The sequence below is a fragment of the Pseudomonas orientalis genome (assembly GCF_001439815.1).
Taxonomy (GTDB): domain Bacteria; phylum Pseudomonadota; class Gammaproteobacteria; order Pseudomonadales; family Pseudomonadaceae; genus Aquipseudomonas; species Aquipseudomonas orientalis.
Window position 1 is genome coordinate 657856 of sequence record NZ_JYLM01000002.1, and the last position, 24327, is coordinate 682182.

Below are 24327 nucleotides of genomic sequence, written 5' to 3' on the forward strand. Positions count from 1 at the left end.
CGACCCAGCCACTGGGTGGGCGCCGGACTAGCGCCCACCCAACACATTATTTATCTCGGAAACTACCCGCCTCGTCGCTTCCTCGATCGACCCTTCATTGCGGCATAAAACCCAACCCTGATCGGCAATCGCGCGTTCGAACGCATGGGTGCAGGCAGCATGTTCTTCCAGGGTGTGCAGCACCGTACTGTTCAGCCCCCGCCGGCGTGCCGCTGCCCTCGTCCATGAGGTCTGCGCGTCGGTGACGACCCCGACATGCAGATCCGGCACTTGCACGTGCCGGTCGATGTTCAGTTGCAGAATCTGCGCAAACGGAATCAGCCGGCGAAAGGCTGCGTCAGACGGGTACCAGCGGTCAATCAGGATGATGCTGTCGGCTGGCTGCCTGGTCAGTACGTGCCGGGAAATCCAGCTGCGGCTATCCGCGAACCGCTCACACACCGCCCACTCCAGTGCCGGGTTGGGATGTCGGACCAGTTGGTTGACCAGCGCCATGGTTTCACCCCGGTGGGGATCGCTGTTTTTCTCACAAAGCCGGATCACCTTCTTATGATCGGCCCTCAGCGCTGCCGTCACGCTCTCCAGCAGCGTGGTCTTGCCGGTGCCCTTGGGCCCGTCCAGTGAAACGAACAGTGGGCGACTCATCACTCTCTCGCCATCCTGTTCCGAAACATCAAGCATAGCATCGCAACTGGCTTATCCAGCCATCCCTTGCGGGCTCTCCGGCAACGGCGTCTCGAACCTCAACGCCCAGGCCGCGATCAGACGCTGCGGCGTCTGGCAGGTTTTGCGCTTGAGTACGAAGTGGCGGCACTTTTGCGCAAACTGCTGGCGGTCTTGCACCATGTCCAACTGCATCTGTGCCAGCTCCTGTTCACGGCAGCGTTCAACCTGTTCGATATCCAGCGTGGCTTTACGTGTGCGTGCGTGCAGGTATCGCTCATCGGTCAGTGCGTCGCTGGCCTGTTGCAAAAGCCATAGGCCGAATGCGTGCGGGCAACGCGGTCCGATGTCCTGGACCATGCCGTATTGCCGGGCCTGAAGGGCACTGACGGGCAGGCACTCTTCGCTGAGCCTGTGCGCGACTTCAGCGCCGACGGCCCGTGGCAGGCTGTAGGTCCAGTATTCGGAGCCATACAATCCCATGCTTTTGTAATGAGGGTTCAGCACGACGCCTTCGCGTGCCAAAACAATATCGGCGGCCAGCGCGAGCATGACCCCTCCCGCGCCCGCACTGCCGGTCAACCCACTGATCACCAGTTGCCTGGCCGTCAGCAGCTCCCGGCAGACATCGTCGATGGCTTGAATGTTGGCCCAGGCTTCCAGCCCCGGCACCTTGGCAGCCTGGATGACGTTCAGGTGAACGCCGTTGGAAAAGCTGCCGCGACCGCCCTTGATCAACAGCACCTGGGTGTCTCGCTCCTTGGCCCAGCGCAACGCAGCCACCAGCCGCTGGCATTGTTCAGTGCTCATGGCGCCGTTGTAGAACTCAAACGTGAGTTCGCCGACATGACCGAACTCCCGGTAGCGAATCGGTTGATAGGCCTGGGGATTGAACGCCTGGTGGGCGATGGAACTATCGAGCACCGGAACGCCGGCCAGGTCCTCGGCCAGGACATGCCGCGCCGGCCGCTTGAAGGTCTCCTCCCCTGGCTGGGCCTTGCGCTTGAGCGAGCCGATCCACAGGCTGTGATCCCCGGTAGCCACCAGCACGGCGTCGTCCTGTACTGCAAGGATTTCTCCGGGCGTGCCCTGGCGTGGATCCAGGTGCGCGTCGTACAGGTAATACTGCCCGCCCTTGAGGCTTGCCAGCACACCGGGCTGGCCATCGGCGGCGTCGATGCTGCGCTTGATGAAGGCTGCGCAATCGAACCAACTGAAGGTGCGGTCAGCCTGGGTCATGTTCGGCTGCAAACGCCCTATAACGCTGGCGTGCGTGTAGTCGAGGGGGACCGGAACGAAGCCCTTGGCGAATTTTTCCACCACGTCGCGGATGCACTCCATCGCGGCGTCACTTACCGGGCCGTTGTACAACTCGGATTTGCGCACATCGGCGGGCATGTCGAACTCACAGGTCGACCAGATCGGCCCGGCATCCATTTCCTCGACCGCCTGCAGCGCCGTGACGCCCCAGCGCCCGACCTGCCGGGTGATGGCCCAGTCCAGCGCACTGGCGCCACGGTCGCCGACAATGCCCGGATGGATGATCACCACCGGGCGCAGCGGGTGGCTCCACAGTTGCTGTGGCACGCGGTCCTTCAGAAATGGGCAGATCACCAGGTCCGCGCCCGAGTCCTCGACCTGCCGGCACACCGAGGCCTCATCCGTAAACACCACGACACTGGGGTCATGACCCGCCTGGCGCAACTCCAGCCAGGCCCGCTGGGTCAAACCGTTGAAGGCCGATGATAATAAAAGGATCTTGACTGATCGCATGGCTGACTCTTCCCTGAGAGGTGCGACCAGGGAGGCTCGTTGAACCGTCCCTGGTCTTCGATGGAGGCCCGAGGTTACAGGGCGGGTGAACAAGGACACCTGATCAGGATCAATGATGAGCGCTCTATTGACGATGTCTTAGCTGACCTTGATGACGACTTTGCCGAATGGGCCGCGCGCCAGGTGCTCATAGGCTTCACGCGCCTGTTCGAAGGGATAGACGTGGTCGATCACCGGACGGATGTGATGGGTATTGAGGAACGCGTTCATCCGGTCGAATGACGAACGTGGAGCCACCGCAATGCCACGCAGGGTGGTTTGGCGGAAGATCAGCGGCATCAAGTTCAGGTTTGCCGTCTGCCCGGTCAGGAAGCCAATCTGGGCAATGCGGCCACCCACTTTGGTTGCCTGGATGGAGTCGTTGATACCTTCGCCGCCGGCGACGTCCAGGAGCAGGTCTACGCCCATACCGTCGGTGAGTTTCAATACTTCAGCCGCCCAGTCAGGTGTTTTACGGTAGTTGACGCCAGCAATCGCGCCCAGCTTGATGAGTGCATCGAGGTTTTCATCGCGGCTGGAGGTGACGATGACCTTGGCACCCAGGGCCATGGCGATTTGCGCGGCAAAGATGGACACGCCGCCGGTGCCTTGCACCAGTACAGTCTGGCCAGCTTCAACCCGGCCGAAATCCACCAGCGAGTACCATGCGGTCAAGGCCGCGATGGGGAGGGTCGAGGCTTCTTCGTCGCTCATGTCATCGGGGGCACGCACTGCGCTGTCTTCATGGATGATCATGAATTCAGCCAGCCCACCCGGCAGTGGTGAGCCGATGCAGTAGTCTGGTTCGTCGTGGGCCGGCATGCCGTCGATCCAGCGCGAGTACAGGTGCGAGTTGACACGGTCGCCTACTGCGAATCGGCTTACGCCCTCGCCCACTGCCACGACTGTGCCCGCCGCGTCGCTGACAGGGATCAGCGGCTTGGGAACCTTATGCGGTTCATAGATCCCGTCCACGATCGCCTTGTCGCGAAAGTTGAGGGAGACCGCGCCGACCCGGACCAGCAGCTCTCCGGCCTTGGGGATGGGCGTTTGGGTCTCGCCCTGTTTGAGATGTTCAAGACCAAAATCCTGCAGCAGCCAAGCTTTCATATTCTTACTCCAAGCAATGTGGACGCGCCGAAAAATTCGACTGTGCCCAAGCTGGAGGCATTGTTTCTTTCTACGCGCGCTGGATAAACAGCCCTTGAAGCACAAGATTGTTATCAATCCAATTACAATCGCGCTCACTCACGTAACGGTTTAAATAAAGGCCTGACAATGAACATGATCGAGGCGATGGAAATCTACGTGGCCGTGGTTGAGCAAGGCAGCTATACCCGCGCAGCCGAGTCGCTGAGGCTTCACCGGCCCGCGCTGTCCAAAGCGATTCAGAATCTGGAACAGGAACTCAACGTCCAGCTGTTGCATCGCACGACGCGCAAGATCCACGTAACGCCTGAAGGGGAGGAGTTCTACGGTCGATGCAAGCAACTGCTGGCCGATCTGTCTGATACCTTGGCGTGGTTCTCACCGAATCGACCTGCCCGGGGAAAGCTCAGGGTGGACGTTCCGGTGACCCTCGCGAAGGCATTCATCATCCCTTCCCTTCCGGGGTTTCGGGCTCTCTATCCAGAAATCGAGTTGATTCTCGGGTCTTCGGATCACCAGGTTGATCTGATCGCGCAGGGCGTGGACTGTGCCGTGCGGCTAGGGGAACTTGACTCCTCGAGCCTGATTGCCAAAAGAATCGGCACCGTGTCCATGGTCACCTGCGCCGCGCCCTCCTACCTGGAACAGTACGGCACCCCCACCACCTTCGAAGCGTTGTCCGATCATATTGCGGTCAATTTTCTGATTGATCACCGCCAGCAAATCATGCCCTGGAGGTTTCAAACCGGGGGTAAAAGCCTGTCGGTGACATTGAAAAGCGGCATCGTGGTCGATGACTCGCAAGCCTTCCTCAGCTGCGGCCTGGCGGGGTTGGGTATCCTGCAGGGCTTGCGTCCCTCGCTGCAGCCCCATATCGAGACGGGGGAGCTGATTGAGATTCTGCCGGATCTGCACAGCATCCCCAAACCGGTCTCGCTGCTTCTCACCGACCGCAAATACCGTTCGCCCAAAGTGCGCGCTTTCATGGATTGGCTGGTCGCTGTGTTTGCCGAGCAAGGGCTCGGTTAGCCAGAGTGGCGCGTTCCGGCACCTTGTCCAGCCATGATTGATAGAGCACGCTGGTTTTATTTTGAATCACGGCACCTGATAGTCATCAAACGAACAGGCCCTGCTCGGGTAACGCCTGTCAATCGTAAGGGAGAAGCGCCCATGTTCGAAAAACCGCACTACCTCGTCAGTTTCATCCTCGACAACCAGCCCCAGAGTCGCGCCCTTGACTACGAGGGCGACCTGGACCCGCAACTGGCCGAATCCCTGCTCAGGCAGCGCTTTGCCGAACTCAAGGATGCGCGGTTGAGTGACATCCAAGTGCAGAAACGCACCAAGCCGGCTGACGAAGGCCATGACATTCCGGGGCATTATCAACAGCCATGAACGGCTCTGGCGTTGCGGGACTCAATCGATCGGACCGATGTTGATCGTGCGATCAGCGCCCAGCCCCTCGACCTTGGCGAGGACTTCGCTGGGCGTGCGCGCGGAAAACGTCAGCACATAGCCCATGCCGCTGCCGTCCTCCTCCACCGAGGTCACCCACAGCTCGACCTCGTCCGCCGCCAGGCCTATGGCATCGCCGATCGAGCGGTTGCGCGCTTCTGAATCGGCTTCGCCCACTGGGTAATCGTTCATCTGCAAACCTCCTATGCCGGTGAATACGTTCTTTTCAACATAGACGGCCGACATCCTGCGGGGTTCGTTTTTTTGCCTCGCGTACGCAGACCCACCGTTCATCACCCACACCGCGTTTTTTTTAAACTCGCGGGTTTTGGCTGATCCAAACCAAGTGTGGACTGTTCAATCATGACTGACGATCGGAGGACTCATGAACCACGCCACCCCGGATTTGCCATGCGCCTGCCCAGGCTGCATGTGCCAGGTGAGCGACGCCGCCCACCATCAACGCGACGGTAAAGCCTACTGCAGCCAGGCATGCGCCGACCGGCATCCAGGCGGACAGCCGTGCCCGAATGCCGAATGCCATTGCGAGTCGAGTGTGAAGGTGCGGGACCGCGCAGTCAGCGATAGCCAGCTCGACGAGGCGATCGAAGAAACCTTTCCGGCCAGCGATCCCATTTCGCCCTGAGTACTCCTCTGTCTGTCCAGGCGGACGGACGGCCGAGTAAAAATGCGGAAGAGCTGGTTAGCCTCCTCCGCATTTTTGTCAGGGTGCTGATGTCCAACTCGCTCAGCCCATTTTTTCTCCCCAGCGAGTGAACCCGGGGGTTACCAGGTCCATGGCAGGGCACGACTCTGTGGGCAGCAGCGCTTTTTTGCTCGCGACGCATCCGCACATGCCACACACGCGCCCATCATCGCTATTGAGCAGGCCGTAAATCAAACGTTTGGGCGGCGCCTGCAGGTGTTCACAGGCCTGGCAGGCTGCGATGCGACATGCGTACACCTTTTCATCAACGCGCTTGAGACCGGCAGCGGCCCATCTGGCAATGGCTTTCACCGCCGACGCGACCAGCTCTGTATCAGAGTGCTCCGCAGGCGTATCCGTGACAGCCGGGGCTCTTTCGAGCAAGTAACGAATGGTCTCGGTTGACCCCCTGCTGCCGACCAATTTGCGCGCATAGACGGGGTCCGCCAGAGCGGCTCTGAGTACTACCGGCTGCACCGCTTCATCCAGGCCCAGAAACGCTCCGAAGGCCTGGCAAGCATCGCTGGTAGTCTGGACAGTGACCGCCGGGGTCATGAGGGCACCGCCGTGCCTTGACCGCCAGGTGTGATTGTCGACCAATCGACGGTACCGCACGCCGCACACGCGGGAATCGGCTGGCCGGCCATGGCGGCGCTGATGGTGTCGAGACGACAGTCGTTCGACGGATAGGCCCGCCCTGCCTTGTCCAGATCCGGTGAAACTTGCGGAATAAACGAGTAAAGCAACTTGAACTGATCTACCGATTTGGTGATGAAATTGCCGTACAACTCGCCGAACCATAGCTTGCGCAAGGCAATCTTCGCCCCGTAGTAATCTGCCTCGCCCTCACAGGTGACGCCGAGCGGCGAGCCGTCAGGTGTGCCGTATAAATGCCCTACTTCGTGTGCAATCGCCAGGCAGATACCCTCGTACTCAAAGCCGGCAATGCGCAGCAGGCCACCATTGAGCAGTATGGTTTTTTCACCTTCAGTCACGTAGGAATGGGCGTTGACAATCGAGTTATACCAACTGATGTGGAATGTGATATCAGGGTAAAGCGAGCGGAACTGGTCGAGCACATAATCGCCCATTTGATGGTAGTAGGTGTCGCCGATAGGGTGCTTTGGAGCGAACTTTTTCAAAGCAGATGCCTGGCTTGGTGGCAGGAAATCAGCGGCGTGGTCCGGCGCCACAACGATCTGAGCCGGGGTAAAGACATGGCCGGTAGCCGTACGAAGCGTAATCGCGTTCAATGCCTGCGCTGCTGGTTTACCGACACTCAGAACAGTCGCTTGGGTACGTGCGGGGTTATTGGCCTGCCATTCATCGGACCCGACCTCGTGGCGCGTATTGACCGTCGTCGGGCCCGGCAGATCGGAGAACACCTGTATGGCAAAATCCCCGGAAACGACACCGTTGGTCAGTACCAGATGATTGGTGTAGTCGTTGTCAGGGGGCGTCATCGATGTCGCAAACTCATAGAACGACCCCGAGTAGCTGCCCCATTGGATATCGACAACCTGAGCCGGCTGCCCGCCCTGGTCATATAACTGATCCGTAAGCTGCAAGCACTCAGCCACGATCAGGTGTTTGTCCGGGTAGATGAGGAACGGATGGTCACGGGTCACCACAATCTCACGGGGCGCTTGCTCTCCAGCCAGTAAATACTGGATATACAGCGTATGCTCGGTCAACCCAGGCGTGGCGAACGATGCCTGTCCCACCACCTGCTCCGACCAGCTCAGATCTATCCCGGCCGCGAGCACGATGGTGGTGTCAGCCACGATATCCTGCACTTTGACGGTGCCCGTCGGCGTCGCGACGGGGGTGTCGACTGCCAGACAGGAGCAGACGCACCAGCATTGGGTCGATGTGCCAGGGGGAATCAGCACAATTTTGTTACCCGCCTGATAATCAAGATCGTGGCAATCGCCATCGATCATGTTCTTGTTGTTGCCGCAGTAGTTGTTAGCACACTGTTGAAGCGACATAGGTATCTCCCTTTACACTATTGAGTAGTAACTCTGCATGTAGTACATCGCATCGCTTTTGATCGCCTTGTAGTTGCTGACAACAAGGGCGCCATAGAGCGCGTTTTGGGACATCTGCGACAGCAACACATCAAGCTCCGAGCTGATGGTGGCCAGCGGTGTGGGGTCGTTGGATTGCAGGGGCACGGAGTCGATCATCAGCGCATTGGTCGCGATGCTCTGGGCATCGGGACGCTGAATATCGGGAGGAAGGGATTCGGCTTCGCCAGGATCGGAGGCCAATGGCACCCGATTGACGTATGTCACACGGTGAAGCACGCGCCACACCAGGTTTGGATACGCCAGTGCTTGCTTGAGCGCGAATGCATCGGGATCGTAGGAACCGGCATAAGCGCCCTGCCGGTTGAGCCAGTTCTGATCGACGATTGAATGAAAGTCCTCGAAATTTTTCTTTCTGGGCGCCAGGTAAAAGGACATGAAGCGATACTGATTGACCTTGCCTGGGCACGCCGCATCGTCGAAGGCAACCGGGTATTCGCCCGGTGGGGGCGTTGGAGCCGAATCCGGCGCCCGCTTGTTAAGGAACCCTTCGCCTGGCATTGAGACGGCAAGCCCGAACGACGTGGCCTCACGACGACTCTTCATCGACTTGGTGGATACACGGCTTCCAAACAGCACTTCCACCGAGTCCGCCGGCCCGACGTTGAAGCTGGCTTCGAGGTAGAAACCGTCTTTGGAAACCTGCTCGTACGTACCGGCCCCGGAGTCCTCCCGCACGGCACTGAACTGCTCTTCTTCCGAATACAGTCCACCGTCGGAATTCCACACATAGGTATTGACCAGGCTTCGGCGTGCCACCTGTGCCTTCCAATCGTCCCATGACAGCGCCGTATTGCCGGGTAAATTAAGCAATAGATTGTCGAGGCTCCTCGACTCGTCGCGAATGTCGCTGCCTTGGCCCACTGATGTGGCGTCGAACTGTTGGTAATACGCTTCCAGTTGCTGCTGTTCGCGTGCGATCAGTGTCTTGAGTGCATAGGCCTCCAGCGGCTTGAAGTAGCTGCCCCGCTCGCCTGCCGATAGAAACGGATAATCCTTGTCACGTTGGAACCCGACGTACCCATCCAGCGTGCCGTTCTTCACGTAGAGCGGATCGATCTTGAACATGATGATGTTTGTATCTGCCGGAATATCCGGATTTGGCATCATCGAATAGGAAACCAGCGCACCGCTTGAAATTGAGCGTAACGCGTACAAATCCGCCGTCTCCGAGCGCACGAGAGCGAACCCCTTATTGTTCGGGACATAGATCCGCTTGACGTTCGGGTCGAAGTTATAGGTATTGGTTTCCCAGGTACCGAACACCTCGATGGTCTTTTCGCTGGTGGAAGTCGACTGGGTCGACATGCTGGCGTCATTCGACCAGGCTGTGCTGGAGTCCAGCGCAGTCGCCCAGCCCCCTGACGTTTCGGCGCCGAAGACCAGGGACTCCACGCCGATGCCCACGCTTTCAGCCGCTAGAAAATGCAGGCCCACTCGGCCTTGCATGCTGGTCGATGTGCCGATTTCGCGCGACGCCGAGTAGGCGTAGGTGACGTCATTGGATTCGGTCAGGGTGACGGTACTGGCGGCGAGGTATTTGTAGGGCGTGATCGGACTGTCAACCGTCAGGTTCTCGGACGGTAACGGTGGCGCCCCCTCGATGTAGCCGATCAAGTTGGGCTTGGTCTGTACCTGGCCGACGTACTGCATCAACAGCTCAGCGACTTCATAGTCCTTCGAGAGGCTCAAGGTGCCGCTGCGTATGGCCGCATAAGCCCGACTCATGACCCCACTCGGCGTTCCCGATGCGTCCATGATCAACTGACCATATTCAGCCGCTGCGGGGGCGGACTCGGCCGTTGCATTGCTCGGCTTGGCGACGCCGCCGATGGCATTGAGAATCTGCGGGGCTTCGTTGGAAACCGGAGCGATGGAGACCTGCCAGTCCGGGTCGTCCACACCGTTCCATATGCCGTTGGCACCATAGCCGGTTCGATCGGAAAAAATTTGACCCGAGCCTGCGGAAAATGGCCAGTAACCTACAAGCCCGGACTCGACACCGCTCAGCGGTCGGTTCAGGTTCGCGCAAATTTGTTGCCCGGAGCGCTGGGTCTTCCATACCCGAAGCTCATTGATACTGCCGGGGTAGTACGAGGTGACCGCGATGTTGTAAAGCATGGCGCCAATCGAGCATTGCGTGGCACCGAAGCTCTGCGGTTCCAGCGAGTAGGGCTGTGTGTCGACTTCGACGCCATTGATGTAGATGTGCCAGCCGGAACGGAACTGTGTGGGCACCCACATCGCGTTCACTGATTCGTCGCTGAGTTTCACGTTCGCGTCGCGAATGACCGCATTGTTCTGGCTTTTACTGTCGAACCCGACGTGTCCTGCCCCGGTCTCAAACTCCCAGTCACTGACCAGTCCCATCAGGTTCGATTGCAGATCCGCGACCGCGTAATACTGTATTTCCCAAGTCATGCGGCCCACACGCCATAACCGAACCGCATCCATCACGCCCTGGAAGTAGGAGGCCTTCGCCCCGCTCCCCAGCTGCATGCGGTCTTCGGTCAGGGCGGGGGTATTGGAAACGGGATTGGACACAACCGGGGTGCCATCGATCAATAACCGATGGGCGAACTGGCCCTTGTCAATCTGGATATAGCTGGCCGATACCAGGGTGCCGTTACTGACACCACAGATGTCCATGGCGGCAGTGCCGAAACGGTCGGCAAACGTCCAGCAGCCAACCAGACCGGGTTCACCGCCGCTCAGTGGCGTTCGTATGTAATGGCGCACCGTGCTGATATCGAGTGCCACGTTCCACAGGCTTACATCGTTGACGACAGCGTTGAGCGAGTTCGTGCTGGCCGTGCCGCCCACGGTATAGGCCACGCCGGCAGCCGTTGGTGTGCCCGAAGGTGCATTGGTGGTGGCCGCCGTGGCCATCAGCAGGCCATCCACATACAGCACGAGGGTGCTGGCGTCGTAAGTGCCGCTCAAATGTGTCCATTGATCGTAGGCCAACGGGGCGGACGAAGCGGCATTGACCCCGTTTATGGAAAAAACCGGACAGTTGTCGGCAAGGATCAGGGTGAATACGACAGGGTCATCACCGTTAACCGTCTGCATGATGATTTGAGTTTGCAGGGGCGTCGGCGGCTGGATCAGTTTGATCCAGAGTTGCACTGTCATCGTTGTGGTCAGCGGCGTGGTCAACGCAGGAATAGAGACGTAGCCATCGGTTGCGGCGATGAACTGAACCGCACCGACTTTTTCGCTTGCCACATCATACACACCCGCAACGTGGTGCCACTTGCCGGTATCGAGCGCAGCCGAGGCCTTGACGGTGACCAGTTTCTTGGCCGTGCCGTTGTTGGTCGTTACTCCAAAGGCGGGCTTGCCGTCGCTGTCGACGTAGAGCTCCCATTGCACATCGCCCTCGTCCGCTTTGGAGGCGATGGTTTGGCGAATAGCGTTCGAATCCAGCTTGATCCAGCCTTCCACCGTCAGCGCATCGCCAGTATTGAGGCTGTCGTCGTTGCCAATATCCAGATAGCGCTCGCCCGACAACGCTATGCCGTAGTCGCTGCGGTAACTGGCGGCAATGTGTGTCCATGCGGACAAGGGTATGGACGGTTTTGAAGCCTGCACCATGAGGTCGTTGCCGGCATAGACCTGGCCATCGCCGGTCAAGCCAAACGCGTACTGTGCTTGGGCAGGGCCCGCATTGAACAGCAGGATGACTGAACGAGAACTGGGGCTGATGGTAAAGGCAGCGGGATTGACCCAGGTTTCCACGCACATGTCCTTGGTCAATGCCAGCTCACCCGTATAGGTCGCCATGGCATTGCTGTCCAGGACCGTAATCATCGAACCCGGCTGCGCCAGTGCCAGGCACGCTTGCGGCGGATCGTTCACCCACCAGGTGTCCGTACCCGCCCTCACAAGAGGCAGCGGCTCGCTCGCCGGCGAGTCCTGAATCAGGGCGACATAGCCGTTATTGGCGTCTGCGTCGGGCGCGACGGCGAACAGGCATGAGCCCCGGTTCGGTGCCGGAACAGGCCCCGATTGCTGGCCTGATGCGGTTACCGTGACTGCGCTGTAGTCATATTGCAAGGTGCCCTGGGGGGCTGGCGCCGAGCCATTTGTGGCCTGCACGGCGTTGCCATTGATAACGCCACAAAATGCCGAGATCGCTCTGGGTACCGCTGGCCACACTTCGGTGTAACCGGTATAGCTTTTCAATGTCACGGTCGCGTGTGCAGGGTCGGCACCTGCTGCTATTTGAACGCGCTGCGGGCTCGGCGCCGTGCTGTTCATCGCACTGCCCGTCTGGCGGGCGGCAAAGCGCACTGTGCCGACCTGGGAGTTGGTACTGAGCGTCGGGTCTTGCGCCAGCCATGCTGCTGCAAAAGTCGCTCTGGAGGTTACCGTGCTCAAGTGCGCCGCCATTTGCGTGGCGCCGGTGGCGGCACTGAAGTACAGGTGCACCTGACTGTCGGCACCCGCCATTAACGACGCACGCACTGTGCTTTTGGCAAAAGGAAGTATGGCAGTACAGACAGTCAATCCGTCTGCACTCCACGCAACGGGTGCGTAGGACTGAGCCGTCGGCGCCTGCGAAGCGCTCCAGAGGGCCCCCTCAAGGGTGCCGTCGGCCGCCGTACCCGTCGATGCCGCATTGGCAAATGTCGGCCAGATGTCGCTGCCGACAGGTTCGACAAGTGGCCAATAACCGACAAGGTCAGCCCACTGCGTATCGCTCGATGTCACACTGGTGCACATCCGAGAGAGGATCTGCGTCTGGTTCAGCGACGTTTTCCAGATACGCAACTCGGCGATGTCGCCGCTGAACCCGCTCGGTCCCCCAAGGGTATAGCCGCTTGAGAATACCGCAACCGACGCGGCGGTACCTTTTAAGGTGAACGGTGTTCCGTTGACGTAAATAATCGCTTGGCTGGCATCCCACGTACACGCCAGATGGACCAGAAAGCCGGGTTCCAGCATCGGCCCGCAGGCCGTGACGGTGGTTGTCCCGAATACGCTGAACGTAGGAACGCCCGCCTCCAGCGTAATCGCAAAGCGAATGCTCTCGCCTGTGCCGCTCTGCAGCACCACATCCGACCCCTGGCTGAACGTCAATGGCTTGAACCAGCACTCCACTGTCAGGGCGCCGGCCGTCAGTACGGGCAGTGGTGGAAGGGTTGCCGATGAGGCGGCAAAGCGATCGAAATGCAGCGCACTCTTCACCGTCGCAACCGACGCCACGGGCAGCGCGACCAGGGGCGGCGTCCCCGTACCGGCTATCTTGGGAAGGTAACCGGAAAGATCAATTGCGAAATCGATGGTCGCGATGGAAAAATCTGCACCGGTGGGCACTGCCAGCATCAGGCGTGCTTCTTTCTTCAGCAAGTCGTAGCGGCCGTATTCGTCTTTGAGCCGTTCCTGTTTGGCATAAACCGTTGCGCAAGGCGGCCCACTGAATGAAGTACCGCTCAACACCAGCGCGCAATCCGGAACGACGCTGCCATTGATCATTGGCGCATGGGTGAGATCGAACAGGCCGTCGGATGTACGCGCAAAAGAAAAGCAGTTCATGGCCTGGGACGTGGCGCTGTAGACAAATATCTGCCACCGGTCAGTGCCGGGTAACCCTGATGGCGTCAAGGCTACCGTGAACCAACCCTGGGTCACGCCGCTGATCGGCGTCAGCTCGGTTGTCGCCTCGATGAACGTATCGCCCTCCATGTCGGTAGAGCCGAAGGTGTCTTTTTTGTCCGCTGGAATATCAATCTTCTTGCTACGGCGATAGCGTACTTCCCAAGTGTTCGTCAGCGCATTAAGCACGTCATCGAAAACAAACCGATCGACAAGCAATGTACCGCTGGAAGACTGGCGGAAGATGTAGACGTGCTGATTATCCGACAACGCCTGAAAAGGTTCGTCAGATGCGGGCACAGGATTGGGTTTGAAGTCGAGCGTAATCACCGAACGTCCGACAGGGCGCAAGGTCGTGGGAAAAACCAGGCGTTTGAAGTTGGTCCACTGGCCCGAGCCGTCGGAGCCTGCGTCGGGCAGCAACACCGTAAACCCGATATGCCATGCCCCATCGTCAGACTGGATCGAGGACAGCACAATGACATGACCTTGGTGAACCACTGAAACCGCGTATTTGCAGGCTCCTGCAGTGGTGTCAGCCAAGGTTGACGACTCAGCAACGGATCGCTGGGCGAGGCCCGCAGCCCTGGACGCACGGGATTGGCGCTCCTCGGCTGCGATCAGTCGACCACCATCGATACGTTTGGGCGTGCGCGCACCTGATCTCATTGGAGTTCCTTTCCGCGTATGTCGAGTCCATGACCTTATTCACTTCGATGCTGACCTGAAGAACCTGTCAGCAAACCGAAACAGCAGTTTGCGCAAGTTTTTCGATGCGGCGAATCAGGGCTGTCGATCACACTGGCGGTTCATCGTGAAACGCTCAGTGCGTCAAGTTCCGGGAGTCTAGGTTGGGTCATCAGGCTGTCAAGGCGGGGGCAGCGTGCGGTGCAACAGGTCTTTGCGCCCGGCAGATGTCGCGCATGGCGCCTAAGCTCATGTAAAACCACGGGCTTCTGCGCTGGAGAAATCCGAGCAGATCGCCGATAGTGGCACTTTGGAATACCGCCTATGCCAAAATGATTGGTGCACGACCCTGCGAGCTCCGTTCCCCTGCCCACCACGGAGGCCACCCTTGGACTATTTCGCTGCCCTGACCGCTTTCGTCGAAGCCGCTGAAGGCAACAACTTTTCCCGCGCCGCCGAGCGCCTGGGCATCAAGGGCTCCACCGTTTCACGCTACGTGAAGGACCTCGAGCAGGACCTGGGCATCGCGCTGTTCAATCGTTCCACACGCACCCTGCATCTGACCGAAGGCGGCCAGACGTTCCTGACGCACGCCCGCAGAGTGCTCGATGAACTGGAACACGCCAAGGCGGCGACGTCGGCGCTGAACCAACACCCGCGCGGATTATTGAAGCTCAACCTGCCGCCGGCCTTTGCCCGTCATCATATCCTTCCGGCCTTGAACGACTTTCGCCTGCGCTACCCGCAAATCAGCGTCGAGCTGATGCTGGATAACGCCCAGGTCAATCTGATTCATGCCGGGGTCGACCTGGCCATCCGCATCGGCACGCTGGCCGACTCCACATTGAAAGCGCGCAAACTCTGCGACGGCCACTACCGCCTGGTGGTCAGCCCGGCATTTGCCCTGCAGCACCCGCCGCCTTCGACGCCCACCGATCTTGCCGGTGTGCCTGCGGTACTGGGCACGCATTCGGTGAGCGATATCACCTTCGTCGCCGACAGCCGGGTAGCGTCGTTGATGCACGGCGACTGCATCCGGATCAATGACCTGGACGCGCAACTGATCGCCGCGCGCCAGGGATTGGGCTTTGCGCTGTTGCCGGACTGGCTGGTGGCGCGCAGCCTCAAGGCCGGCGAGCTGGTGGTGTGGCTGCCGCAGTGGCACATCCAGGGCGTCGAGCGGGCGTTTGCCGTGTGGTTCGTCTACCCGCCCAAGCGCATCGTGTCGTCCAAGGTCCGGTGTTTTATCGACTTTATCGTTGAACGCCTGGGCGAGACATCGGACTGGGCCTGATTCAACTGAAGCGAATATCCAGGGCGCGCAGGTAAGTTTGCAGCCCCGCGTCCTGAATCGGGATCAGGAACGCTTCGGTGTCGGATTCGTTGAAGTGCGCATGCCAATACCCGGGCGGCGTCACGAAGGCGAGGCCAGGTGCCCAGTCGACCCGCACCGGGTTGCGAATCTGCCCGTCCGGCTCCAGCTCCGTTCCCACCAGGGAGTAGCAACCCGGCGGGCAATCAATGATGAAATCCAGGGCGATCGACTGGTGCCGGTGGGGCTTTTGCACCGAGCCGGCCGGCAGGATTCCATACATCGCCCACAGCACGTGGGTCACGGTGCGTGTCTGGGGAAAGTGGCGGTTGCCCAGCAGGATACTGATGCGGCTGCGGTCCTGGGCACGCGGATCATCGGCGGCTTCGCGCAGCTTGGCGTTGGCCAATGCCGCCGGGTACAAGGTGGGCGTGAAGCGATCGGCGCTGGCGGTCACGCCCAGGTAACGCAATAACGGTTCATCGTGCACATAGTAGAGACGCGCATCCTCGCTGGCGCTGAACTGCGCCGCCTGCAAGCCAGGCAGCGCGATAAAGCAGCCCTTGGACCATTCAATCGAGAACTGGCCCTGAACCACCCGGCCCTCCCCGGCGATCACGTAGAACACCTGCGAAGTGGCGTTGGGCCGCAGGTTGAGCGTATCGCCGCGATTAAGCCGCATGAAGTTCGCGCACAGGCCCGGCCCGGTCGCCGGGCCTTCACATCCCAGGGCGTCGCTGAGGTCCAGCGGTACCACGCGCGACGGGCCGCTGTCGTACAGCGAGGCGGGAAAGCTGTGGTAGGGAATGCGCGGGATGAGATTGGCGCTGATGGGATTGGCCGCCTTGCTGTACTCGAAGTACTCGGCGTCCACTTGATTGACAGCGCTCAGGGCGGGATCGAATTCACGGTTCATCAGGCTCACCTCAGTCAGGGCGGGTTGCGCAGCACGCTTGAATGCTGCGCGGATGACTCGACTATAGGCGTGGCGCGCCCACGGATTAATCCCTGGATCCGCACAGCAGTTATGCCAAATGGGGCGGTGACTGTTGCGCGTTCACGGCACCTGACTTAACGCCGCGAAAACCGTGGAACGTCCAACCCCAGACTCTCGCGCAGCGTCGTCCCTTCATACGCGGTCCGGTAAACGCCGCGCTCCTGCAGCAACGGTATGACCTCCCGGGTAAATCGAGCAAATTGCTCCGGGTGCCCGATGTAGATATTGAACCCATCCACGGCGTGGGCCTGCAGCCAATCCGCCATTTTCTGCGCGACTGTATCGGCCGTGCCCGTGAAGGCTCCCGGACGCAGTTGCCGACCAAACTCCACCGCCTGGCGCAGCGTGAAGCCTTTCTCGCGGGCCTGGTCGGCAATGCGCTTGGCTGCAGTGAAAAAGCTGCTGCGCGCAGCCTCCAGGCTTTCTTGAGGAAATGGCGCATCGAGGTCGTACTGGCTGAAGTCATGCCAGCCGAAATTACGCCCGAACTCTTTCAGTGCCAGCTCGAAACTATGGTCGATCTGATGATAATGCTGCTCGATTTCGCGGGCGTGTGCATCGGTGTCGCCGACATAGACCTCGGCCCCCGGCATGATCAACAGTTGTTCCGGGTCACGGCCTGAGGCCACTGCCCTGCCCTTTATATCCCGGTAAAACGCCTGGCCCTGCTCGATGCTGGCGGCATGGGTGAAGATGACGTCGGCTGTCGCGGCGCCCAGGTCGCGGCCTTGCTGGGAATCCCCGGCCTGGAAGATCACCGGCTGGCCCTGGGGTGAACGCTGGATATTCAGCGGGCCGACCACTGAAAAGTGTTCGCCCTGGTGATTCAGGCTGTGCAGTTTGCTCGGGTCGAGAAACTGCCCGGTGGCACGGTCGCGCACGAAGGCGTCGTCCTCGTAGGAGTTCCACAGCCCCTGCACCACCTGCACATGTTCGGCCGCGCGGCTGTAGCGCGTGGTGTAGTCGTAATGCTCGTCACGGCTGTAATTGCCGGCGGTGCCGGCGTCGCCGCTGGTCACCACGTTCCAGCCGGCCCTGCCTTTGCTGATCAAGTCCAGGGAGGCCAGGCGCCGCGCAACGTTATAGGGCGCGTTGTACGACGTCGTCAGCGTACCGACCAGGCCGATATGCCGCGTGCTGACGGCCAGTGCCGACAACAACGTCAGCGGCTCCAGGCGATTGAGGTAATGGGACGGTGAGCCCGGGGTGATGAATTGGCTGTCGACGATAAAGATCAAGTCGAACAGCGCCGCCTCGGCCTGGCGTGCGATATCGATATACCAGTCGATGTTGACGCTGGCGTCGGCGGGCAGCTGCGGATCGAGCCACAGGTTGTGGCGGCCCGGCCCACCGCTGCCCATGGTCAAGGCGCCCAGTTTGAGCTGTCGTTGGGTCATGTCAGAGGAAGTCCTTGGGGTGTTCAGGGCTGTGTTTGCGCGACGGCCGGCTGCAGGGCCGCGCTGAAGGATGAGTCGAACAGGCTGGCGGCAGGGAACGATTTGACCAGGCCCTGGCCGGCGAAGAAATCCACGGTCTTTTGCGCCTCGACAGGCGCCTGGGCGCTCAGTGGCTCGAGGGTGGTGCGCGCCCGGGCAAACCAGACGCGGGCGATATCAGCGTCGGCGCGGGTGCGTTTGGCCCAGGCGTCGGCGTAGGCATTGGTGTTGGCCGGGCTCTGACGTGCCCAGTCGCGGGCTTTTTTCAGGCGCTGGAGAAAGTCGTTGATGGGTGCACGCTTGCTGTCGATCGCCTTGGCGTTGGCGGCGATGAAACTCTGCGCCGGAATCAACCCCTCGGCCGTCGCCAGTACCCGCGCACCTTGACGTTCCTGCTGGGTGACATAGGGTTCCCAGGTAGCGATGACGTCGACCGAACCGCCTTCCAGCGCATGGGATGCATCCAGTGCGCTGAGGTAGCGCAGCTCCAGGGAGCCAGGGGCTACGCCGGCCTTATCCAATGCGCTCAGCAGCAGTTGCTGGCTCCAGGAGCCTTTCCAGATGGCGGCGCGTTTGCTGGCAAGGTCCGCCAGGCTGCGGATCGGCGAATCCTGTTTCACCAGAATGGCCACGCCCGCCAGGTTTTGCCGGCTGACGGCAATCACCTTGATCGGCGCGCCCAATGCGCCCAGGAACAGCACGGGCGCGTCGCCGAGCAGGCCGATATCCAGGCTGCCGACGTTAAGCGCTTCGGCCACCGGCGATCCGGCAGTGAATTGCTTCCATTCCAGGGTGTAGGGCAGGTCTTCAAGCACGCCCGCCGCTTCCATCACGGCTTGGGCGTTGTAGCTCTGATCGCCCACCACCAGGGTTTGCGCATGCGCGCTCAGGCAGATCAATGCGGCGGCCAGCCCGGCCGCCAGGTTTGTCAGGTAACGCACGTTCGTCTCCAGATGCCGTGTAAGGCACGTCAAGTCGATCCGCGCGTGCGGTCTCGGTGATAGTCGTGGGGCTACGATGAGGTTATAAGAACGCGCTGTAAAATATCTTTAGCGCATAACCTAATTCTGTAAAATGCAGATATTGCATTTTAACCACGCATCCCGGTTGCCCCATCCGTCTGTGCTGAACGCTCAAACGTCATAAACCCCTGCCCGTCCCCGTGGTAATCTCGCGCCACCACGAATAGACATTGATCGTCACTTGACGATGACCAAAGCCAGGAAAGAACATGCCCAAGATTTCTCACTCAGCGCTGCGCCGCAACTTCCGCGAACTGCTTGCCAAGCCTATCTGTGTCGAAACCGCCTCGGTTTTCGACCCCATGTCCGCGCGTATCGCGGCGGACCTGGGCTTTGAGGTCGGTATCCTCGGCGGCTCCGTCGCCTCCCTGCAGGTACTGGCGGCACCCGATTTTGCGTTGATTACCCTGAGTGAGTTCGTCGAGCAGGCCACCCGCATCGGTCGCGTGGCGCAGTTGCCGTTCATTGCCGACGCCGACCACGGCTACGGCAATGCCCTCAACGTGATGCGTACGGTTGAAGAACTGGAACGCGCCGGGGTTGCCGCGCTGACCATCGAAGACACCCTGCTGCCTGCGCAATTCGGGCGTAAATCCACGGACTTGATTTCGGTCGAGGAAGGCATCGGCAAGGTCAAGGCGGCCCTCGAGGCGCGTGTCGACCCTGAACTGTCGATCATTGCCCGCACCAACGCCGGTGTATTGCCCACCGAAGACGTGATCGCCCGCACCCAGGCCTATGAAAAGGCCGGCGCCGATGGCATCTGCATGGTCGGCGTCAAAGACTTCGAGCACCTGGAAAAAATCGCCGAAAACCTCAGCGTACCGTTGATGCTGGTGACCTATGGCAATCCACAGCTGCATGACAGCGAGCGCCTGGCCAGCCTGGGCGTGCGCATCGTGGTGGCCGGGCATGGCGCCTACTTTGCCGCGATCAAGGCCACTTACGACAGCCTGCGCGCGCAACGCCAGCTCACCCACAGCACCTCCAACCTCAGCGCCACGGAGTTGACCCACACCTACACATTGCCGGAAAGCTATGTGGCGTGGGCTGAAGAGTTCATGGATGTGAAAGAGTAATACCGCGCCGGTGCTGATCCTGGCGATCAGCACCGGGGGCGCGCTGTTAATGGACCGGCATTATCCGACCCAACCCACCGCGGTCTTGGGAATGACTTCCGACTCGTCCAGCTTGGACGCAAACATGCTCACCGCCTGCACCGCATCGCTGGTGCTGGTGCGGATCTGCAAAATCACCGATCCGGCCTGATCGGCCAGGCTCACGCCGCGCTGCGCCCCTTCCTGGGTGGCGTTCATGCTGCTCACGGCATCACGGGTTTCATTCAGGATCATGCCGATCATCTCAGCGATTTCCGCGGTGGAGCGGCTGGTACGCCCCGCCAGTTGCCTGACCTCATCGGCCACCACCGCAAAGCCGCGTCCCTGATCGCCAGCGCGTGCCGCCTCGATGGCGGCGTTAAGCGCCAACAGGTTGGTCTGGTCGGCGATCCCGCGGATGGTGTTGACGATTGCGGTGATCTGCTCGGAACGATCGCCCAACTGCCCCACCAACCGCGCCGATGCGCCGATATTCTCGGCAATGCGGCGCATCTCGGTGGCGGTGTCCTGGATCACCTGAGTGCCGTGTTCGGCAAAGCGCTCGGTCTCGGACGAAATATGGTAGGCCCGTGATGCGCCGCGCGAGTCTTCCTCGAACTTCTCGACGCGCTCGGTGATATCGCTGGCGAACTTGACGATCTTGACCAGCTTGCCGTCGCCGTCGTAGACCGGATTGTAACTGGCCTCCAGCCACACGACCCGGCCGTGCTTGCCGAGTCGTTTGAACTGGCCGGTGAAAAACTCACCGTTGTTCAAGCGACGCCAGAAATCGGCGTATTCACTGCTGTTGATCAGGCTCGGCTCGCAAAACATCCGGTGGTGCTTGCCTTTGAGTTCCGCCAGCGAATAGCCCATCACCTGCTGAAAGTTGGCATTGGCGTCCAGCACCTGGCCGCTCAAGTCAAATTCGATGACCGCCATCGCCCGGTCCAGTGCCGCGAGTTTGCTGCGGGTGGCGGCTTCCTGCTCGACCTTGGCGGTGACATCCAGCGCGTACTTGACCACCTTCAGCACCTGCCCGCGCTCATCCAGCAGCGGGTTATAGCTCGCCTCCAGCCAGATGGTCGCGCCGCTGCTATGCATGCGTTTGAAGGTGCCGGAGACAAACTTGCCGGCGCGCAGGTCGCTCCATAATTGAGCGTAGGCCGGGCTGCCGGTGAGGGCTGGGGAGCAAAAGTCGCGATGGGTCTTGCCGGCCAACTGGTCGCGGCTGTAGCCCAGGGTATTCAGAAAATTATCGTTGGCACGCAGCACCTTGCCGTTGAGGTCGAATTCGACGACGGCCATGGAGCGTTCGAGTGCAGCAATCAGTCCTTTGTACTCATTGACTTCGACCGTCCTGGCCGTCAGCTCTTGTTTGAGTTTCGCGTTGAACATGATATTGCCCTCAGCCGTGCAGAGAATTGTTCTCTAACTCGCTATCGGCGCGGCCTTGAGCGACTTTACCTGGCGCAAAACTTTCTTTTTTGACGTCAAAAAACTACTGACGGCCACCGTGACCCGCAGGCCCTCAATCGTTAGACTGCCCGGCAACGTTTACGCCAACGCGAGAGGTTTTCATGGCAAACCACGATCTACACTTCACCCCTGACCCGGATGCAGAGTCCATCTCATCCGACGTGATCGGTTTCAACGGCATCCTGGTTTCCACCCAGATCCCGACCCACCCCGATGGCAGCCTGGAACTGGGCGATATCACGGCGCAAAGCGAATGCACCCTGCAAGCGCTGAAAGTCGCCCTGGAAAAAGCCGGCAGCTCCCTGGACCGGGTAATGCACCTGACCATTTACCTCACCGACATGGCCGACCGCGCCGCGTTCAACGATGTGTACAAGCGCTTTTTCGCCAAACCCTGGCCGGTACGGGCGGCGGTGGGTGTTGCGGAACTGGCCGTCAAGGGCATGCGGGTTGAAGTCACCGCGATGGCCGCCAAGGCCTGATACCTGAGCATGCTGTAGCAAATGTAAGAGGGGAGCTTGCTCCCGTGACGGCCGGACAGCCAACACATATTTACCTGAAGTTCCGAGATCCAAATGTGGGAGGGGGCTTGCCCCCGATAGAGGCGTGTCAGTTGAACAGTTTTTGACTGATGCGCCGCTATCGGGGGCAAGCCCCCTCCCACATTTGTCATGTATTGCCAGGAGGCCCGGGCTGACAGCCCTATGGTAGATGCCGGTCAGGCATTTCACAGCTACAATGCGCGCCTCGACCGTGACAAGCCTGACTAAAAAAACTATGTCCTTGCCCAAGCATCACCTGGAATTGCTCAGCCCCGCCCGCGATGTGGCCATCGCGCGCGAGGCTATCTTGCATGGCGCCGACGCCATCTACATCGGTGGGCCGAGCTTCGGCGCCCGTCACAATGCGTGTAACGAGGTGAGCGATATCGCTCAACTGGTGGAATTCGCCCGTCGTTACCACGCCCGCGTGTTCACTACAATCAATACCATCCTGCACGACAACGAGCTGGAGCCGGCGCGCAAGCTGATCCACCAGCTCTATGACGCGGGCGTGGATGCGTTGATCGTGCAAGACCTGGGCGTGATGGAGCTGGATATTCCGCCCATCGAGCTGCACGCCAGCACCCAGACCGATATCCGCACCCTGGGCCGGGCCAGGTTTCTCGACCAGGCCGGTTTCTCCCAGTTGGTGCTGGCCCGCGAGCTGAACCTGCAAGAGATCCGCGCCATTGCCGACGAGACCGATGCGGCCATCGAGTTCTTCATTCATGGCGCCCTGTGCGTGGCATTCTCCGGGCAGTGCAATATCTCCCACGCGCAGAACGGCCGCAGCGCCAACCGTGGCGACTGCTCCCAGGCGTGCCGCCTGCCGTATACCTTGAAGGACGATCAGGGTCGCGTCGTCGCCTTTGAAAAGCACCTGCTGTCGATGAAAGACAACAACCAGAGCGCCAACCTGCGCGCGCTGGTCGAAGCCGGCGTGCGTTCGTTCAAGATCGAAGGCCGCTACAAGGACATGGGCTATGTGAAGAACATCACCGCCTACTACCGCCAGCGCCTGGACGAGATCCTCGAAGACCGCCCGGACCTGGCCCGCGCCTCCAGCGGGCGTACCGCGCATTTCTTCCTGCCGGACCCGGAAAAAACCTTCCACCGTGGCAGTACCGACTACTTTGTCAGCGACCGCAAGATCGACATCGGTGCCTTTGACACCCCGACCTTCACCGGCCTGCCGGTGGGAGTGGTAGAAAAGGCCGGCAAGCGCGACTTGCAGGTGGTCACCCACGAGCCGCTGTCCAACGGCGACGGTCTGAATGTGCTGGTCAAGCGTGAAGTGGTGGGTTTTCGCGCCAACATCGCCGAGGCCAAGGGCGAATTCGAGGAAGACGGCCAGAAACGCTACCGCTACCGCGTCGAACCCAACGAGATGCCGGCCGGCCTGCATCAGTTGCGCCCCAACCATCCATTGAACCGCAACCTGGACCATAACTGGCAACAGGCGTTGCTCAAGACCTCGGCCGAGCGCCGTATCGGCTTGTCATGGGTCGCGCGCCTGCGTGAAGAACAGTTGGACGTCACCGCCACCAGCGAAGAAGGCATCAGCGCCAGTGTCACCCTGCCCGGCCCGTTCGGCGTGGCCAACAAGCCGGAACAGGCCCTGGATACGCTGCGCGACCTGCTGGGCCAGCTCGGCACCACCGAGTACCACGCCACCCATATCGAGCTGGATGCGCCGCAGGCTTTGTTCATCCCCAACTCGCAACTCAAGGCGTTGCGCCGTGAAGTGATCGAAACCCTGACGGCGGCGCGCATCAAGGCGCACCCGCGTGGCGGGCGCAAGGCCGAGACCACGCCGCCGCCGGTGTACCCGGAAGCGCACCTGTCGTTCCTGGCCAACGTCTACAACCAGAAGGCCCGCGACTTCTACCACCGCCACGGGGTGAAGCTGATCGATGCGGCCTTCGAAGCCCACGAAGAAACCGGCGAAGTGCCGGTGATGATCACCAAGCACTGCCTGCGGTTCTCGTTCAACCTGTGCCCCAAACAGGCCAAAGGTGTTACGGGCGTCAAGACCAAGGTGGCGCCGATGCAGTTGATCCATGGCGACGAGGTACTGACGCTGAAGTTCGACTGCAAACCGTGCGAGATGCACGTGGTGGGCAAAATCAAGGGGCACATCCTCGGATTGCCGCAGCCGGGCAGCGCGGTGGAGCATTTCAATCCGCAAAACATTATCTTTCAGGGCACGCACTGACCCTCGGTAGGAGCGAGCTTGCTCGCGAAGAACGTAAGGACGCCGCGTATTAACCCGATGCGCT

The 24327-nt window shown here is 60.4% G+C and carries 18 protein-coding genes and 1 pseudogene; 7 read left to right on the top strand and 12 right to left on the bottom strand.

All coding sequences use genetic code 11. The annotated features are described in order from the left end of the window. Positions 1 to 27: 27 nt before the first annotated feature. The 3 genes from TU82_RS07275 to TU82_RS07285 all read right to left on the bottom strand — a co-directional run bounded on the left by TU82_RS07275 (position 28) and on the right by TU82_RS07285 (position 3585). Positions 28 to 645: a dTMP kinase gene (locus TU82_RS07275; RefSeq protein WP_057722647.1), complete on the bottom strand. Its 618-nt coding sequence runs from the start codon at positions 643 to 645 to the stop codon at positions 28 to 30. 51 nt (positions 646 to 696) lie between these two features. After that, entirely contained in the window at positions 697 to 2436 is a 1740-nt protein-coding gene (locus TU82_RS07280) for a hydrogenase maturation protein (RefSeq protein ID WP_057722438.1), read from the bottom strand. Positions 2437 to 2574: 138 nt separating this feature from the next. Then, positions 2575 to 3585 carry a zinc-dependent alcohol dehydrogenase family protein gene (locus tag TU82_RS07285; RefSeq protein WP_057722439.1) on the bottom strand — a complete coding sequence of 337 codons (1011 nt, stop codon included), beginning with the start codon at positions 3583 to 3585 and terminating at the stop codon, positions 2575 to 2577. A 168-nt stretch (positions 3586 to 3753) separates the two neighbouring features. Here TU82_RS07285 and TU82_RS07290 point away from each other — a divergent pair, with 168 nt between their 5' ends. Together TU82_RS07290 and TU82_RS07295 are read left to right on the top strand one after the other, a co-directional pair. Further along, positions 3754 to 4653 (top strand): LysR family transcriptional regulator, encoded by a 900-nt coding sequence (locus tag TU82_RS07290; protein WP_057722440.1) that lies wholly within the window; start codon positions 3754 to 3756, stop codon positions 4651 to 4653. A gap of 141 nt (positions 4654 to 4794) precedes the next feature. After that, a complete protein-coding gene (locus tag TU82_RS07295) occupies positions 4795 to 5019 on the top strand; it encodes a hypothetical protein (RefSeq protein WP_057722441.1) in 225 nt (74 codons plus the stop codon). A gap of 21 nt (positions 5020 to 5040) precedes the next feature. On the opposite strand, the gene TU82_RS07300 is transcribed toward TU82_RS07295, so the two are convergent. Next, complete coding sequence (locus tag TU82_RS07300; protein ID WP_057722442.1) at positions 5041 to 5271, bottom strand: DUF317 domain-containing protein; 231 nt, start codon at positions 5269 to 5271, stop codon at positions 5041 to 5043. A 193-nt stretch (positions 5272 to 5464) separates the two neighbouring features. Between TU82_RS07300 and TU82_RS07305 the strand changes: the two genes are divergently transcribed. Continuing rightward, entirely contained in the window at positions 5465 to 5725 is a 261-nt protein-coding gene (locus TU82_RS07305) for a metallothionein (RefSeq protein WP_057722443.1), read from the top strand. A 102-nt stretch (positions 5726 to 5827) separates the two neighbouring features. On the opposite strand, the gene TU82_RS07310 is transcribed toward TU82_RS07305, so the two are convergent. From TU82_RS07310 to TU82_RS07320, 3 genes are read right to left on the bottom strand one after another with little or no spacing between them, the layout of a single operon-like run. Next, entirely contained in the window at positions 5828 to 6340 is a 513-nt protein-coding gene (locus TU82_RS07310; protein WP_057722444.1) for a hypothetical protein, read from the bottom strand. After that, a complete protein-coding gene (locus TU82_RS07315; RefSeq protein ID WP_057722445.1) occupies positions 6337 to 7776 on the bottom strand; it encodes a hypothetical protein in 1440 nt (479 codons plus the stop codon). Before TU82_RS07315 ends, TU82_RS07310 begins: the two co-directional genes overlap by 4 nt. Positions 7777 to 7788: 12 nt before the next feature. Continuing rightward, a complete protein-coding gene (locus TU82_RS07320) occupies positions 7789 to 14145 on the bottom strand; it encodes a LamG-like jellyroll fold domain-containing protein (protein WP_082631976.1) in 6357 nt (2118 codons plus the stop codon). Between the two features lie 406 nt (positions 14146 to 14551). On the opposite strand from TU82_RS07320, the gene TU82_RS07325 reads away from it, so the two are divergent. Further along, positions 14552 to 15457, top strand: a complete 906-nt coding sequence (locus TU82_RS07325) for a LysR family transcriptional regulator (protein WP_057722447.1) — start codon at positions 14552 to 14554, stop codon at positions 15455 to 15457. 1 nt (position 15458) lies between these two features. On the opposite strand, the gene TU82_RS07330 is transcribed toward TU82_RS07325, so the two are convergent. The 3 genes from TU82_RS07330 to TU82_RS07340 all read right to left on the bottom strand — a co-directional run bounded on the left by TU82_RS07330 (position 15459) and on the right by TU82_RS07340 (position 18849). Next, positions 15459 to 16391 (bottom strand): cupin domain-containing protein, encoded by a 933-nt coding sequence (locus tag TU82_RS07330; protein WP_057722448.1) that lies wholly within the window; start codon positions 16389 to 16391, stop codon positions 15459 to 15461. 155 nt (positions 16392 to 16546) lie between these two features. Further along, positions 16547 to 17869, bottom strand: a complete 1323-nt coding sequence (locus TU82_RS07335; RefSeq protein ID WP_057722449.1) for an LLM class flavin-dependent oxidoreductase — start codon at positions 17867 to 17869, stop codon at positions 16547 to 16549. A 23-nt stretch (positions 17870 to 17892) separates the two neighbouring features. Next, positions 17893 to 18849 (bottom strand): ABC transporter substrate-binding protein, encoded by a 957-nt coding sequence (locus tag TU82_RS07340; protein WP_057722450.1) that lies wholly within the window; start codon positions 18847 to 18849, stop codon positions 17893 to 17895. Between the two features lie 290 nt (positions 18850 to 19139). Between TU82_RS07340 and TU82_RS07345 the strand changes: the two genes are divergently transcribed. Continuing rightward, entirely contained in the window at positions 19140 to 20009 is an 870-nt protein-coding gene (locus TU82_RS07345; RefSeq protein ID WP_057722451.1) for an isocitrate lyase/PEP mutase family protein, read from the top strand. A 60-nt stretch (positions 20010 to 20069) separates the two neighbouring features. On the opposite strand, the gene TU82_RS29520 is transcribed toward TU82_RS07345, so the two are convergent. Beyond that, positions 20070 to 20564: a methyl-accepting chemotaxis protein gene (locus TU82_RS29520; protein WP_420893019.1), complete on the bottom strand. Its 495-nt coding sequence runs from the start codon at positions 20562 to 20564 to the stop codon at positions 20070 to 20072. 93 nt (positions 20565 to 20657) lie between these two features. Then, positions 20658 to 21425: pseudogene (locus TU82_RS29525) on the bottom strand (PAS domain-containing protein); the annotation flags it as partial. A gap of 182 nt (positions 21426 to 21607) precedes the next feature. On the opposite strand from TU82_RS29525, the gene TU82_RS07355 reads away from it, so the two are divergent. Next, the gene (locus TU82_RS07355) at positions 21608 to 21988 is read left to right on the top strand and encodes a RidA family protein (RefSeq protein WP_057722453.1); all 381 of its coding nucleotides are present in this window, start codon (positions 21608 to 21610) and stop codon (positions 21986 to 21988) included. A 295-nt stretch (positions 21989 to 22283) separates the two neighbouring features. Beyond that, the gene (locus TU82_RS07360; protein ID WP_057722454.1) at positions 22284 to 24263 is read left to right on the top strand and encodes a peptidase U32 family protein; all 1980 of its coding nucleotides are present in this window, start codon (positions 22284 to 22286) and stop codon (positions 24261 to 24263) included. The last annotated feature ends 64 nt before the right edge of the window (positions 24264 to 24327 follow it).